This window comes from Xanthomonas sp. GW (assembly GCF_014236815.1).
Taxonomy (GTDB): domain Bacteria; phylum Pseudomonadota; class Gammaproteobacteria; order Xanthomonadales; family Xanthomonadaceae; genus Xanthomonas_A.
On the sequence record NZ_CP051189.1, the window covers coordinates 2431629 to 2446999 of the forward strand.

A 15371-nucleotide genomic window follows, 5' to 3' on the forward strand; every position below is an offset into this window, starting at 1 on the left:
GCGGCGCGGTGTCGTCCGCCGCCGCCCCGCCGGTGCCGTCTATCCGTTGTGCTTGTCGTGGTCGTGCGCGTGGTGCGGCTCGGAATGCGCTTGCTGTGGACGCGGAGCGGGGCGCGGCTCGGCCGCGTGCATCGGCTGCGGCCGCTCGATCCGCGCCATGCGCTGTTCCTGCATCTGCGGCCGCTGCTGTTCCTGTCGCGGCATGGCCTGAACGCGCTCAGGGAACTCCCGCATCGGCGCCTCCCGGTGCGCGGGGGGCGGCTGTTGGGCAGTGAAGGCGGCGACCTGGTGCGGCGCCGGCCGCGACGGCTCGGGCTGGGCGAATCGGGCCTGCTGCGCACGCGGATCCTCGCGGGGCGGTGCCGGCATGGACATCGCCCGCGGCTGTGCTGCATGCGCCATCTGCACGTTCCCCATCGGCATCGGCGCGTTGGCGCGCGGCGCCTGCGGCATCTCGTGCCGCTGCATTGCGGCAGCGTTGGCCACCGGCATGGCGTGGCGGGGATCGGCCGCGGACATCGGCATCGGCGCGTGCGGCGATTGCGCGAATGGCGGCTGCGCACGCGGATCGCGTGCAGCACCCGTTGCGTTCGGGCCGTTCAGCCCGGGCAGCGGCGGCCGCTGCGCCGCGTTCGCCACGACCGGACGGCCCGGCTGCAGCATCCGTTCGTTGAAATGCGGCGTGGACAGCTGTGCATAGTCGACTGGGTGGCGCGGCGCCGCCGCCGGGGCGAACTGCGGCGCGGGGCCGTGCGGGTTCTGGGCCAGACGCGGCGCCAGCGCGGCAGCGGCCGCCGCCGCAGGCATCGCCGCCAGCGCCGCCCGCTGCGCAAAGCCGCGGTTGTCGTTGTGCACGAAGCTGCGCGCGTCGATCCGGTTGTTGCTGATGTTGTTGGTGATGTTGTTGTTGATGATGGTGGTGCGCGGCGCGTAGACGCGGTTCTGGTAGACCACGTAGTGCGGTGCCGAGGGTGGGGCGTTCCAGTTCATGCCCCAGCTGTTCCAACCCCAGCGGTGCCAGGCCGGTTCCGGCTGCAGCCAGCCCAGCGGGCCGTGGTGGTGGTGTTCCAGCGCGTCGCCGACCAGCACGCCGACGCCGAAGGAGATGATGCCGGCGGTCACCAGGTCGCCTTCGCTGTAGTAGCGCGGGTGGTAGCGGTACTCGCGGTACACGTCGACCGGTGCGCCGTAGACCACGTCCGGATCGTAGCGCGGCACATAGACGACATCCGGCTGCGCCGGTTCGATGACGATGGTCTGGCGCGGCGCCGGGATCCGCTCGTCTGCGTAGGCCGGTTCCACCACCGTGCGTTGCACCACCTGCACCCGTTGCTGCGGCGTGCTGCGCAGATGGCCCTGCGCCTGTGCGCGCCCGCGCATGACCTGGATCGCGTCGAGCACCTCGTTGGGGTCGTGCGCATAGGCATCGCCGAGCGCGCGGGTCCAGTCGCCGTTGCTGGCCAACTGCTCGACCACGTCGGGAAAGGCGATCAGCGCCTTGACGCTGGGATCCCATGGCTGCGCTGCCGCCGCCTGCAGACGGTCCGCCGCGGCCAGGCCGCTGTTGCTGTGCAGCCAGCCCTGGGCATCGCCGACCTGGTCCGGATACACCGAGGCGGCCAGGGTCTGGGCGAGCAGCTTGTCGGGAAACAGCGCGATCGGCGCGACCAGCTTGTACAGCTGATCGGCGCTGGGCGGCACGTAGGGCGCGGGCGCGGGTGCGGCGGCGGTCGCCGTGGCCGGTGCCGGCGCCGGTTGCTGTTGGCACGCACTCAGCGTCAGCACGCTCACGGCGGTGACCAGCGCCAGCGTCAACTTCGTTGATGGCAGGGAGCGGATATCCATGCTGCACCTTTTCCACGTGGCGTTCGGAAGTTGCGCGCAGGATGCTCTGTGTTGCATGTCTGCAAGCTTTCTGCGAAGCGCTGCAACACGCTCGCGCCAGCGTCCGTTCAGCCGGGGCGCCGCATCAGCTCAGGGTGTGGTGGACAGGCGGAACAGCACCAGGCTCAGCGCCAGCGTGGCCATGCCGGCGACCAGCCCGTATACGGTTTCGTGGCCCTTGGCGTAGCGCTTGGCGGCCGGCAGCAATTCGTCCAGGGCCAGGAACACCATCACCCCGGCGATGACCCCGAACACCGAGCCGAAGATCGCCTCGGACAGGAATCGCGACAGCGCCACATAGCCGATGATCGCGCCGATCGGCTCGGCTAGGCCCGACAGCAGGCTGGCGGCGAAGGCATAGGATTTGCGCCCGGTGGCGTAGTGCACCGGCACCGCGATGGCGATGCCTTCGGGGATGTTGTGCACGGCGATCGCGAACGCCAGCGGCATGCCCACGGTGGGGCTTTCCAGGGTGGCGAAGAAGGTCGCCAGGCCTTCCGGAAAGTTGTGCGCGGTGATCGCCACCGCGGTCAGCAGGCCGACGCGCTTGACGTAGGCGCGGTTGTCGGCGCGGAACAGCGGGTCCTGGGCATTGAGGCTTTCGTGCGGATTGGGCACCAGCCGGTCGATCACCACGATCAACGCCATGCCGGCCAGGAACGCCAAAGTGGCATAGGCGTAGCCCAGGCGCGGATCGAACGCCTGGCTGAAGGAGGCGACCGACTTGCCGAGGATCTCGGTCAGCGATACGTACACCATTGCGCCGCCGGCGAAGGCCAGGCCGAAGGCGAGCAGGCGTGGATTGGGGCCTTTGGTGAACAGCACCAGCACGCTGCCCAGGCCGGTGGCCAGACCGGCGGCCAGGGTCACCGCCAAGGCGACCCATACGTTGTGCGACGGAATATCCAGCATGCGCCAGGCGGCTCCTGTGTCGAGACGGCAGATGAAAGCGGGCGCGAGGCTGGCGGAGTGTGAAGGCGGCGCCGCGCCATTGTCGGCGCTGCGCGCGCAAGCGGCCCGTGGGCCGCGCTCAGCTGGAGCGGTGCGCCTGCGCGTCGAGCGCGAAGCAGCGGTCCGGCCGCGGTTGCGGCGGATTGAAGTTGACCGGCACCTGGATCGTGCGCGGCACCGCCTTGCCGTCGCGCGTGGCGGGATTGAAGATCCACTCGCGCACGCGCTGCTGCGCCGACGCGTCGAGCTTGGGCTGGCCGCTGCTGCTGACCAGCTGCACGTCGGTGGGCTTGCCCTGCACGCCGACCACTACGCTCAGCACGGCCTTGCCGCCGAGTCCGGCGCAGGCCAGTTCGATCGGGTAGTCCGGCGGCGGGGTCTGCACCGCGGCAACTTCGGTCGGCGCGGCGGCCACGCGCTGGGTCTGCGATTGTCCGGACTTGCCGCAGCCGCCGAGCAACAGGACGGCGGCGAGCGGCAGGCAGGCGGCGAGGAGGGAACGGCGGGATGCGGCAGGCATGGGAGTCATTCCGGTAGGGCCGAGGCTTTGGCGGCGCAGATGAAGTCGTTTTCGCTGAGGCCACCGACGTCGTGGGTGGAATAGCGCACCACCACCCGGTCGTAGTGCACGCCCAGGTCGGGGTGGTGGTCTTCGCGGTGCGCGATCCAGGCCAGCGCGTTCACGAACGCCATGGTGCGGTAGTAGTCGGGGAAGCGGAACGTGCGGCTGATCGCCATGCCGTTCTCGACCAGCTCCCAGCCGGGCACCTGCGGCAACAATTCGGCCAGGCGCGCCTGGGTGAGCTTGTATTCGCTGCCCTTGCAGGGCGAGCAATGGGCCTGTGCTAGCGGGATCAGGTCGTTCATTCTTGGAGCCTCCGCGGCAGGCTGGCTGAACGCGCCGCCGATGGGAAAAGTTCGCGATGAGCCGGTCGCGTGGAAGCGCTAGAATAACCGCATGATCCAGATCTCCGACAACGCGCAGACCCATTTCCGCAAACTGCTCGAACGCGAGGCCGTGCCCGGCATGGGCGTGCGCCTGAGCGCGGTCGACCCCGGTACCGCACGCGCCGATGCGCGGCTGGAGTTCGCCGAACCGGCGGACCTGGCCGGCGACGAATGGGCGATCGACTGCGCCGGCTTCACCTTGTACGTGGCCGCCGACAGCGTCGGCTGGCTGGACGGCGCCGAGATCGACTACGTCACCCAGGGCACCGGCCAGCAGTTGACGATCAAGGCGCCGAAGATCAAGGGCGAGGCGCCGGGCGAGGCCGCCTCCTTGGTCGAGCGGGTGCGCTGGGTGGTCGAGAACGAGGTCAATCCGCAGCTGGCCCAGCATGGCGGCCGCGTGGCGGTGCAGGAGGTGTCGGCCGAGGGTGTGGTGCTGCTGCGCTTCGGCGGCGGCTGCCACGGCTGCGGCATGGCCGACGTGACCCTGAAGCAGGGCATCGAGAAGACGCTGATGGGACGCGTGCCCGGCATCACCGCCGTGCGCGACGCCACCGACCACGACAGCGGCAGCGCCCCGTACATCCCGCGCGATTCCGCGGCCTGATTCCTCCGCTACGCCGGTGACGCGCGCCGCCGACATCCTCGCCGCGCTGTTGGCGCGCTCGCCGCGCAAGCTGCTGCGCGATCGCCGCACCGGCCTGCCGTACGGTTGGGCGCACTGGATCTCCTCACAGCCGGCCAAGCCGCGCCCGTTCGTCTCCTCCGAGTTGATCGCGGCACTGCCGCAGCCACTGCCGGCGCCGACCTCGCGCCTACCCGCGCTGAGCCCATGGCAGGCGTTCCGCCGCCTGTGGTGGCAGGACTGGGACCCGGCACCGTACGACCAGCGCTGGTGGCGGCGGATCGCGGCGCTGGTCAGCCTGGCCTTGCATCTGCTGTTCGCGCTGTTCCTGCTGTGGGTCGCCTTCGTGCGCCTGCTGCCGCCGCGTCCGGACCCGAGCGAGGCCGGGCGCGTGCAGGTGGAATTCGTCGGCCGCGGCACCCCGGCCGAAACCGGTGGCGGCGCGGCCGCGCAAGACCCGGCCGCCGCGGCCGCCGCGCAGCAAGCCGCAGCGGCAAGTGCGCAGCGGGCCGCGGCGACGACTGCCGCCACGCAGCCCAAGACCGCAGCCGCGGCGCCGGCCGCCTCCGCCACGCCAGCGGCGAGCACCGCGCAGGCGGTGACCACTCCACCGCCGCTACCGCCGGATCAGCCGTTGCAGGTCACCGAGACCGCACAGCCAAGCAGCGATTTCGTACTGCCGCCGCCCAGCGTGCGCGAACCGACGCTGACCCTGCGCGAGATCGCGCCGCCGAGCGTGCAGGTGCCGGAGCGCGAAGTCGAAGTGGTCACCGAGATTCCGACGGTGGCGCAGATCCGTCCGCGCGAAGTGCCGGTGCCGCGTCCGTCCGAGCCCCAGTTGCAGGTACGCGAGCGCGAAGTGCCCGAGCCGCTGCCGCAGGTCCAGGTGCAGATGCCGCAGATCCGCGCGCGCGATCCCGCACCGACGCTGCGCACGCCGGAGGCGCCGCAGGTACGGCAGATCGAACTGCCGACGCCCGCCACGGCGGCGACGCCGACGCCGGCAGTCGCCGCGCAGCCTGAGACGCCTTCAAGCGCGCCGGCGGCTGACGCGGCCTCGGCGCAGGCGGCAGCCCAGACCAGCGCCGCGGCGCAAGGCAAGGCCGAGACCCGAACGCCGGCTGGCAGCGGCACCGCGCCGCCCGGCAGCCAGGCGGCCGCGCCGGGCAGCGGTCCGGCGGCGGTCGCGCACGACGGCGGCTGGGCGACGCCGCAGCGCGGCGACGACTGGGGCGCATCGGCGCGCAATCGCGCCGGCGACGCGGGTGCCGGCGCCAGCCAGCGCAATGGCATGTTCAACGGCGATGGCAGCGTGCGCGTGCCTGGCGGCGAAGGGCAGGGTAAGGCGCCGCCGCGTGGCGCGCCCGGCAGCGAGACCGACAGCTGGTCGCGCGACCAGATCGCCAATGCCGGGCAGTGGCTCAAGCGTCCGCCGTACGACTACAAGCCGACCTCGTTCGACAAGTACTGGTTGCCGAACGCGACGCTGCTGGAAGAGTGGGTGCGGCGCGGCATCAAGACCGTCAACATCCCGATTCCCGGCACCAGCAGCAGCATTTCATGCGTGGTCTCGATCCTGCAGCTGGGCGGCGGCTGCGGCATCACCGATCCGAACCTCAACGACCAGCCCGCCGGCGCGCGGCCGCCGCCGGCGGTGCCGTTCAAGCCGGGCCTGCAGGAAGACAACGGCAGCATGAAGTAGGCGCCGGCAGTTCGCGCATCCGCTTTGGCGTCCAGCCAGCGGTGATTGCGGCATGCATGCGGCAGCGATCCGCCAACGTGCAGACGCCCGCATTGTAGGAGCGGCTTCAGCCGCGACAGGTGTTACCGGTAGATTCTGTCGCGGCTGAAGCCGCTCCTACAGGATTCGCGGCCGACGCGTTGATTGCACTGCAGGAGCGGCTTCAGCCGCGACCGAACGCCGAAACCGGCGCAATGCCGGATTGCGTTCGCTGCGCCCAACGGACTGGCTGTGGGAACCGGCGCCGGCCAGATGCCGGCGCGCCCGGTCAATTCGGGTTGTGCAGGTCGTGCAACTGGGTGGCGCGCGATCCGAAATACGCCGCCAGGTCGGCGATGTCCTGGTCGCTGAGCGGCGCCGCCTGCGGGGTCATCAGTGGATGCTGGCGATCGCCGGCGCGGTATGCCTGCAGGGCATGCGCGACATAGTCGCCGTACTGGCCGCCGAGCTTGGGGTAGCTCGGGTCGATCGGCGCGTTGCCGTCGGCGCCGTGGCAGTCGATGCAGCTCTGCCCGGTGGCTTTGCCCTTGGCATGGGCCAGTTTCTCGCCGGCGGCGGCACGCCCGCTCGGCAGGCCGGCGGACGAGCCGGACCCATGTTCGCCGCTGGCGTGGCCGGCGTCGCCGGCGGACTGGCTGGTGGATTCCACCTGCGATTGCGAACACGCCCCCAGGCACAGGGCAGCAAGCAGGACGATGGCGGGACGCAATGCGTGCGCGGCTTTCGGCATGGGATGGCTACTTGAGGGTGGTCAGGTAAGCGGCGATGTCGGCGATGTCCTGGTCGGAGAAGCTCTCCGCCTGGGCCTGCATGGTCGGATGCTTGCGCTTGCCGAGCCGGTATTCGGTCAGCGCCTGGGTCAGGTACTGCGCCGACTGGCCGCCGATCTTGGGAACGCGGTAGCTCGGATAGGCATTCTTGTAGCCGGTGATGCCGTGGCAGCCCTGGCAGGTATAGGTCAACGTTCTGCCGTTGTCGGCATGGCCGACGGCGGCAGCGGGCGCTTCCGGGGTGGCGGCCGGGGCGGGAGCGGTGGGCGCCGGCGCGGTCTGCGCCACTGCCGGGGTAACCCCGAGAGAAACGAGTACGGCCAAAGCAAAACAAGCGGCTAGCGGCTGCGTGCGCATGGTTACGTGGTCCGGAGGACGGGACTGGGCGTTCCGGCGTGGGGGAACACGGAACGACCCGAGTATAGCCTGGCCTTTCGCGGCTCCGAAACAGGCCTTGGCAATCCTCCATGCTGCATGGCGCGGGGAACCATGACCTTTGGCTCATTCACGTGAGCGTCATCAGGTGATCTACTTACCTACAACACCATTCACGCCATCCACCAGGGACACGACGATGACGCGATATTCCACGCGCCGACGCACCGCCAGCTGCGCCGCCGCGCTGTTGATCACCTCCACACTGCTGCTCGGCGGCTGCAAGCCGGCGGCCGGCGATGCGCAGGCCAAGGCCAAGGAGGCCGAGAAGGCGCCCGATGCGGTGCCGGTCGAGGTGGCCAAGGCCAGCCGGCGCGCAGTGGCGGCCAGCTACAGCGGCACCGCGGCGCTGGAGGCGCGCGCCGAATCGCAGGTGGTGGCCAAGACCTCCGGCGTGGCGCTGGCGGTGCTGGCCGAGGAGGGCCAGCAGGTCCGCGCCGGGCAGCCGCTGGTGCGGCTTGACCCGGACCGCGCGCGGCTGGCGGTGGCGCAGAGCGAGGCGCAGCTGCGCAAGCTGGAGAACAATTACCGGCGCTCGGAACAACTGGTCGGACAGCAACTGGTCAGCGCCGCCGACGTCGACCAGATCAAGTACGACCTGGCCAACGTGCGCGCGCAGCACCAGCTGGCGTCGCTGGAACTGTCCTACGCCACGGTGGTCGCGCCGATCTCCGGGGTGATCGCGTCGCGTTCGATCAAGACCGGTAACTTCGTGCAGATCAATACGCCGATCTTCCGCATCGTCGACGACTCGCGCCTGGAAGCCACGCTAAATGTGCCCGAGCGCGAGCTGGCCACGCTCAAGGCCGGGCAGCCGGTGACGCTGCTGGCCGACGCGCTGCCGGGCAAGCAATACCTGGGCAAGGTCGATCGCATCGCGCCGGTGGTGGATTCGGGCAGCGGTACGTTCCGCGTGGTGTGCGCGTTCGAGGAAGGCGCCGAAGCCTTGCAACCGGGCATGTTCGGACGCATCCGCATCGACTACGACCAGCGCGCCGATGCGCTGGTGGTGCCGCGCCTGGCGCTGCTCGACGACGGCGAGCCGGCGGTGTTCCGGGTCAGCGCCGGCAAGGTGACGCGGGTGCCGGTCAAGCTGGGCTATTCCGAAGGCCCGTGGGTGGAGATCCGCGACGGCCTGCAGCCCGGCGACCAGGTGGTCACCGCCGGCAAGGTCGCCTTGCGCGACGGCAGCCGCGTGCAGGTGATCGCGCCGCAGCGCGAGGTCGCCGAGGTCGGTAGCGGCGCCGCGGTCGGAGCGCACTGATGACCAGCGCCGGTTCCGATCACGGCAGCGATCCGCACGAACACGCGCCGCCCGGCGTGCGCGGTGGCGGGCTGGTCGAATTCGCCACACGCCGCCGCGTCACCATCGCGATGGCCACGGTGACGTTGCTGCTGTTCGGCGTGATCGCGCTGAACAGCCTCAAGGTCAACCTGCTGCCCGACCTGAGCTATCCGACCCTGACCGTGCGCACCGAGTACACCGGCGCGGCGCCGTCGGAGATCGAGACGCTGGTGACCGAGCCGGTCGAGGAAGCGGTCGGCGTGGTCAAGAACCTGCGCAAGCTCAAGTCGGTGTCGCGCACCGGGCAGAGCGACGTGGTGCTGGAGTTCGCCTGGGGCACCAACATGGACCAGGCCAGCCTGGAGGTGCGCGACAAGATGGAGGCGCTGGAGCTGCCGCTGGAAGCCAAGGCGCCGGTGCTGCTGCGCTTCAATCCGTCCACCGAACCGATCATGCGTCTGGTGCTGGCGAGCAAGGCGACGCCGGCCAGCGATGCCGATGCGGTGCGCGCGCTGACCCAGTTGCGCCGCTATGCCGACGAGGATCTGAAGAAGAAACTGGAACCGGTGGCCGGCGTGGCCGCGGTCAAGGTCGGCGGCGGGCTGGAAGACGAGATCCAGGTCGACATCGACCAGCAGCGGCTGGCGCAGCTGAGCCTGCCGATCGACAACGTCATCACCCGGCTCAAGGAAGAGAACATCAACATCTCCGGCGGGCGCCTGGAACAGGGCTCGCAGCGCTACCTGGTGCGCACGGTCAACCAGTTCGCCGACCTGGACGAGATCCGCAATCTGTTGCTGACCACCCAGGGCGCGGGCAGCAGCGCCGCCGATTCGGCGATGCAGCAGATGTACGCGATCGCCGCCTCGACCGGTTCGGAAGCGGCGCTGGCCGCGGCCTCGGCGGCGCAGAGCGCCTCGTCCAGTTCCACCACCACCATCGCCAACGGCATGCCGGTGCGGCTCAAGGACGTGGCCGAGGTGCGGCAGGGCTACAAGGAGCGCGAGGCGATCATCCGCCTGGGCGGCAAGGAAGCGGTGGAACTGGCGATCTACAAGGAGGGCGACGCCAACACCGTGTCCACCGCGGCGGCGCTGCGCAAGCGCCTGGAACAGTTGAAGACGCAGATCCCGCCGGACGTGGAATTGACCACGCTGGAAGACCAGTCGCGCTTCATCGAGCACGCCATCGGCGACGTCAAAAAGGATGCGGTGATCGGCGGCCTGCTGGCGATCCTGATCATCTTCCTGTTCCTGCGCGACGGCTGGAGCACGTTCGTGATCAGCCTGTCGTTGCCGGTGTCGATCGTGGCCACGTTCTTCTTCATGGGCCAGCTGGGCTTGAGCCTGAACGTGATGTCGCTGGGTGGCCTGGCACTGGCCACCGGCTTGGTGGTGGACGATTCGATCGTGGTGCTGGAGAGCATCGCCAAGGCGCGCGAGCGGGGTCTGAGCATCCTCGATGCGGCGATCGCCGGCACCCGCGAGGTCAGCATGGCGGTGGTCGCCTCGACCCTGACCACGATCGCGGTGTTCCTGCCGCTGGTGTTCGTCGAGGGCGTGGCCGGGCAGCTGTTCCGCGACCAGGCCTTGACCGTGGCGATCGCCATCGCAATCTCGCTGGTGGTGTCGATGACCCTGATCCCGATGCTCAGTTCGCTGAAGGGACGCCCGCCGATGGCGTTCCCGCCCGAGCCCGAGCAGCCGCACTGGCAGCCGCAGCGCGGTTGGCTGAAGCCGGTGGCGTGGGGCCGGCGCGGTGCCGCCGCGGCGGTGCGCGGCGGTTTCTTCGGCGCGGCATGGTTGGTGGTGCGGCTGTGGCGCGGTGGCGTGGCGGTGGTCGCGCCGGTGATGCGCAAGGCCAGCGACCTAGCGATGGCGCCGTATGCGCGCGCCGAACGCGGCTATCTGCGGCTGCTGCCGGGCGCGCTGGCGCGGCCGTGGCAGGTGCTGGGGCTGGCCGCACTGGCGTTCGCGGCGACGCTGGCGGTGGTGCCGATGCTCGGCGCCGACCTGATCCCGCAATTGGCCCAGGACCGCTTCGAGATGACGGTGAAACTACCGGCCGGCACGCCGTTGCGGCAGACCGATGCGCTGGTGCGCGAACTGCAGGAAACCCACGGCAAGGACGCCGGCGTTCAGGCGCTGTACGGCGTCAGCGGCAGCGGCACGCGGCTCGATGCCAGCCCCACCGAAAGCGGCGAGAACATCGGCAAGCTGACCATCGCCATGGCCGGCGGCGGCAGCGCGCAGTTCGAGGCGCAGCAGAGCGACCGCATGCGCGCGACGATGCGCAGGCATCCGGGCGTGCAGGTCGGTTTCAGCCGCCCGGAGCTGTTCAGTTTCTCCACACCGCTGGAAATCGAGCTGCGCGGGCAGGACCTGGAGACGATCCAGCACGCCGGGCAGAAGCTGACCGCGATGTTGCGCGGCAATGGCCACTACGCCGACGTGAAATCGACGGTGGAAGAGGGCTTCCCGGAAATCCAGATCCGCTTCGACCAGGAACGTGCCGGTGCGCTGGGCCTGACCACGCGGCAGATCGCCGACGTGGTGGTGAAGAAGGTGCGCGGCGACGTCGCCACCCGCTACAGCTTCCGCGACCGCAAGATCGACGTGCTGGTGCGCGCGCAGCAGAGCGACCGCGCCAGCGTCGACAGCATCCGCCGGCTGATCGTCAATCCCGGCAGCAGCAAGCCGGTGACGCTGGATGCGGTCGCCGACGTGGTCGCCACCACCGGTCCCAGCGAGATCCACCGCGCCGACCAGATCCGCGTGGCGATCGTGTCGGCCAACCTGCGCGACATCGATCTGGGCGGCGCGGTGCGCGAGGTGCAGGACATGGTCGCGCGCGAGCCGCTCGGCGCCGGCGTCGGCATGCACATCGGCGGACAGGGCGAGGAACTGGCGCAGTCGGCCAAGTCGCTGCTGTTCGCGTTCGGCCTGGCGATCTTCCTGGTGTACCTGGTGATGGCCTCGCAGTTCGAATCGCTGCTGCACCCGTTCGTGATCCTGTTCACCATCCCGCTGGCGATGGTCGGCGCGGTGCTGGCTTTGCTGCTGAGCGGCAAGCCGGTGTCGGTGGTGGTGTTCATCGGCCTGATCCTGCTGGTCGGGCTGGTGACCAAGAACGCGATCATCCTGATCGACAAGGTCAACCAGCTGCGCGAGGAAGGCGTGGCCAAGCGCGAGGCGCTGATCGAAGGCGCACGCTCGCGCCTGCGCCCGATCATCATGACCACGCTGTGCACGCTGTTCGGCTTCCTGCCGCTGGCGGTGGCGTCGGGCGAGGGCGCCGAAGTGCGCGCGCCGATGGCGATCACCGTGATCGGCGGCCTGCTGGTGTCCACGCTGCTCACGCTGGTGGTGATCCCGGTGGTCTACGACCGCCTGGATCGCCGCGCCGACGGCTATTACGCCGAGCGCGGGCAGCGCGCGCGGCGGCGTCTTGAAGGGCTCGGCCGCGACACCGGCGCGGGTGAGCCGGCATGAGCGTCGCCGAGTTCAGCATCCGCCGTCCGATCACCACCATCATGTGCTTCGTGTCGCTGGTGGTGGTCGGCTTGATCGCGGCGTTCCGGCTGCCGCTGGAGGCGTTGCCGGACATCTCCGCGCCGTTCCTGTTCGTGCAGTTGCCGTACAGCGGCTCGACCCCCGACGAGGTCGAGCGCAACCTGGTGCGGCCGACCGAGGAAGCGCTGGCGACGATGACCGGGATCAAGCGCATGCGCTCGACCGCAACCGCCGACGGCGCCAACATCTTCATCGAGTTCTCCGATTGGGACCGCGACATCGCCATCGCCGCCTCCGACGCGCGCGAGCGCATCGACGCGATCCGCGCCGACCTGCCCGACGACCTGCAGCGCTACCACGTGTTCAAGTGGTCCAGCAGCGACGAGCCGGTGCTGAAGGTGCGCCTGGCCGGCGCGGCCGACCTGACCGGCGCTTACGACATGCTCGACCGCGAGTTCAAGCGGCGCCTGGAACGCATCCCCGGCGTGGCCAAGGTGGAGGTGTCCGGCGCGCCGCCGAACGAGGTCGAGATCGCGATCGCGCCGGACCGGCTCAGCGCGCACAACCTCAGCCTCAACGATCTCAGCGAGCGCCTGGGCAAGCTCAATTTCTCGCTGTCGGCCGGGCAGATCGACGACCACGGCCAGCGCCTGCGGGTGCAGCCGGTCGGCGAGCTGCGCGACCTGCAGGAACTGCGCGATCTTGTCATCGACGCCAAGGGCCTGCGCCTGGGTGACATCGCCGACATCCGCCTGAAGCCGACCCGGATGAACTACGGCCGGCGCCTGGACGGGCGTCCGGCGGTGGGCCTGGACGTGTACAAGGAACGCAGCGCCAATCTGGTCGAGGTGTCGCGCGCGGTCCTGGCCGAGGTGAAGCAGATCCGCACCCAGCCGGCGCTCAGCGACGTGCAGGTCAAGGTCATCGACAATCAGGGCAAGGCGGTGACCTCGTCGCTGACCGAACTGGCCGAAGCCGGCGGGGTCGGCCTGCTGCTGTCGGTGACGGTGCTGTTCTTCTTCCTGCGCCACTGGCCGTCGACGCTGATGGTGACCCTGGCGATCCCGATCTGCTTCACCATCACCCTGGGTTTCATGTACTTCGCCGGGGTCACCCTCAACATCCTGACCATGATGGGCTTGCTGCTGGCGGTGGGCATGCTGGTGGACAACGCGGTGGTGGTGGTGGAGAGCATCTACCAGGAACGCGAACGCATGCCGGACCAGCCACAGCTGGCGTCGATCATCGGCACCCGCAACGTGGCCATCGCGCTGTCGGCCGGCACCCTGTGCCACTGCATCGTGTTCGTGCCGAACCTGTTCGGCGAAACCAACAACATCAGCATCTTCATGGCGCAGATCGCGATCACCATCTCGGTGTCGCTGCTGGCCTCGTGGCTGGTGGCGGTGAGCCTGATTCCGATGCTGTCCGCGCGCATGCGCACGCCGGCGCTGGTCCGCTCCGAGCGCGGCCTGATCCCGCGCCTGCAGCGCCGCTACGCGCGCGTGCTGCGCTGGTCGCTGGCCCATCGCGGCTGGAGCGTCGCCGCGATCGCGCTGATCACCGCGCTCAGCGTGGTGCCGATGCTGCAGACCAAGAAGGACATGTTCGGCGGCGACGGCGGCGAACAGATCTTCATCGGCTACCAGTGGAAGGGCTCGTATACGCGCGAGCAGCTGTCCACCGAGGTCGCCAAGCTCGAACGCTTCATCGACGCGCGCCGCCAGCGCTACCACGTCACCCAGGTGTATTCGTGGTTCAGCGAAGTGGAAGGCAGCAGCACCACGCTGACCGTGGACCTCAAGCAGGTGCGCGACATGCAGGCGCTGATCGAACAGATCCGCAAGGAGCTGCCGCGTTCGGCTCTGGCCGACTACAGCGTCGGCAGCAATGGCAACGGCAACGGGCAGGGCAGCGGTGCGCAGAGCGTGCAGGTGCAACTGGTCGGCGATTCCACCCAGACCCTGCGCGCGATCGCCGACGACGTGGTGCCGCTGCTGGCGCGGCGCAAGGAATTGCGCGACGTGCGCGTGGACACCGGCGACCGCACCACCGAGTTGGCGGTGCGGGTGGATCGCGAGCGCGCATCGGCGTTCGGCTTCAATGCCGAGCAGGTCGCCAGCTTCGTCGGCCTGGCGCTGCGTGGCGCCTCGCTGCGCGAGTTCCGTCGCGGCGACAACGAGGTACCGGTGTGGGTCCGCTTCGCCGGCGCCGAGGAAACCACGCCCGAAGACCTGGACAGCTTCAACGTGCGCACCAAGGACGGGCGCAGCGTGCCGTTGCTGAGCTTGGTCGACGTGCAGACGCGGCCGGCGGCGACCCAGATCGGGCGCACCAACCGCCAGACCACGCTGACCATCACCGCAAACCTCGGGGTCAAGGTCACCCCGGCCGAGGCCAAGCAGGCAATGGAGGACACGCTGAAGGGCGTCAGCTTCCCGGCCGGCTATCACTACAGTTTCGACGGTGCCGATGGCCAGGACGACGACAAGGCCGGCCAGCAGATGATGTTCAACCTGCTGATCGCGCTGCTGATGATCTACGTGGTGATGGCCGCGGTATTCGAATCGCTGCTGTTCCCCGCGGCGATCATGAGCGGCGTGCTGTTCTCGATCTTCGGCGTGTTCTGGCTGTTCTGGATCACCGGCACCAACTTCGGGATCATGGCCTTCATCGGCATCCTGGTGCTGATGGGCGTGGTGGTGAACAACGGCATCGTGATGATCGAGCACATCAACAACCTGCGCCGGCGCGGCCTGGGCCGGACCGAAGCGTTGGTGGAAGGGTCGCGCGAGCGCTTGCGGCCGATCATGATGACCATGGGCACCGCGATCCTGGCGATGGTGCCGATTTCGCTGACCACCACGCAGATGTTCGGCGACGGCCCGGCCTACTACCCGATGGCGCGCGCGATCGCCGGCGGCCTGGCGTTCTCCACCGTGGTCAGCCTGCTGTTCCTGCCGACCATCTACGCGATCCTCGACGATCTCAGCGGCGGCGTGGCGCAGCTGGTGCGCCGCGCTCGCGGCGGCCGCGGTGTGCCGGCGCCGCAGGTGTCCTGACCAGGGGCGCGGTGTCGCGCGCCGAATGGCTGGCGCGCTTGTCGCTTGCTGCGTCGCGCGAAAACAGTTGTGGGAGGGGCTTCAGCCTCGACGCCTTACCGCGTCAGGGCTGAAGCCCCTCCCACACTGTTTAACGACACGGTGGTCATGCGATGGGG

General features: G+C 69.5%; 11 protein-coding genes. 5 read left to right on the top strand and 6 right to left on the bottom strand.

From position 1 onward, the window contains the following. Positions 1-39: 39 nt before the first annotated feature. The 4 genes from HEP73_RS10245 to HEP73_RS10260 all read right to left on the bottom strand — a co-directional run bounded on the left by HEP73_RS10245 (position 40) and on the right by HEP73_RS10260 (position 3702). Positions 40-1845, bottom strand: coding sequence for a DUF3300 domain-containing protein (locus HEP73_RS10245; protein WP_185816281.1), 1806 nt, complete (start codon positions 1843-1845; stop codon positions 40-42). 129 nt (positions 1846-1974) lie between these two features. Further along, complete coding sequence (zupT, locus tag HEP73_RS10250; protein WP_185816282.1) at positions 1975-2796, bottom strand: zinc transporter ZupT; 822 nt, start codon at positions 2794-2796, stop codon at positions 1975-1977. 118 nt (positions 2797-2914) lie between these two features. Then, entirely contained in the window at positions 2915-3355 is a 441-nt protein-coding gene (locus HEP73_RS10255; protein WP_185823084.1) for an energy transducer TonB, read from the bottom strand. 5 nt (positions 3356-3360) lie between these two features. Next, on the bottom strand, positions 3361-3702 hold the full coding sequence (locus HEP73_RS10260) for a 4a-hydroxytetrahydrobiopterin dehydratase (RefSeq protein ID WP_185816284.1): 342 nt from the start codon (positions 3700-3702) through the stop codon (positions 3361-3363). 91 nt (positions 3703-3793) lie between these two features. Here HEP73_RS10260 and HEP73_RS10265 point away from each other — a divergent pair, with 91 nt between their 5' ends. Both HEP73_RS10265 and HEP73_RS10270 read left to right on the top strand, forming a co-directional pair. Beyond that, complete coding sequence (locus HEP73_RS10265; protein ID WP_003468698.1) at positions 3794-4390, top strand: NfuA family Fe-S biogenesis protein; 597 nt, start codon at positions 3794-3796, stop codon at positions 4388-4390. A 16-nt stretch (positions 4391-4406) separates the two neighbouring features. Beyond that, on the top strand, positions 4407-6110 hold the full coding sequence (locus HEP73_RS10270; protein ID WP_185823085.1) for a hypothetical protein: 1704 nt from the start codon (positions 4407-4409) through the stop codon (positions 6108-6110). 307 nt (positions 6111-6417) lie between these two features. On the opposite strand, the gene HEP73_RS10275 is transcribed toward HEP73_RS10270, so the two are convergent. Next, complete coding sequence (locus tag HEP73_RS10275; protein ID WP_185816286.1) at positions 6418-6879, bottom strand: c-type cytochrome; 462 nt, start codon at positions 6877-6879, stop codon at positions 6418-6420. A 7-nt stretch (positions 6880-6886) separates the two neighbouring features. Beyond that, positions 6887-7276 (bottom strand): c-type cytochrome, encoded by a 390-nt coding sequence (locus tag HEP73_RS10280; protein WP_185823086.1) that lies wholly within the window; start codon positions 7274-7276, stop codon positions 6887-6889. 217 nt (positions 7277-7493) lie between these two features. Between HEP73_RS10280 and HEP73_RS10285 the strand changes: the two genes are divergently transcribed. From HEP73_RS10285 to HEP73_RS10295, 3 genes are read left to right on the top strand one after another with little or no spacing between them, the layout of a single operon-like run. Then, on the top strand, positions 7494-8618 hold the full coding sequence (locus tag HEP73_RS10285) for an efflux RND transporter periplasmic adaptor subunit (protein ID WP_185823087.1): 1125 nt from the start codon (positions 7494-7496) through the stop codon (positions 8616-8618). Beyond that, positions 8618-12130: an efflux RND transporter permease subunit gene (locus HEP73_RS10290; RefSeq protein WP_185823088.1), complete on the top strand. Its 3513-nt coding sequence runs from the start codon at positions 8618-8620 to the stop codon at positions 12128-12130. Before HEP73_RS10285 ends, HEP73_RS10290 begins: the two co-directional genes overlap by 1 nt. Further along, the gene (locus tag HEP73_RS10295; RefSeq protein WP_185823089.1) at positions 12127-15213 is read left to right on the top strand and encodes an efflux RND transporter permease subunit; all 3087 of its coding nucleotides are present in this window, start codon (positions 12127-12129) and stop codon (positions 15211-15213) included. The genes HEP73_RS10290 and HEP73_RS10295 overlap by 4 nt, the downstream gene beginning before the upstream one ends. Positions 15214-15371: the final 158 nt, after the last annotated feature.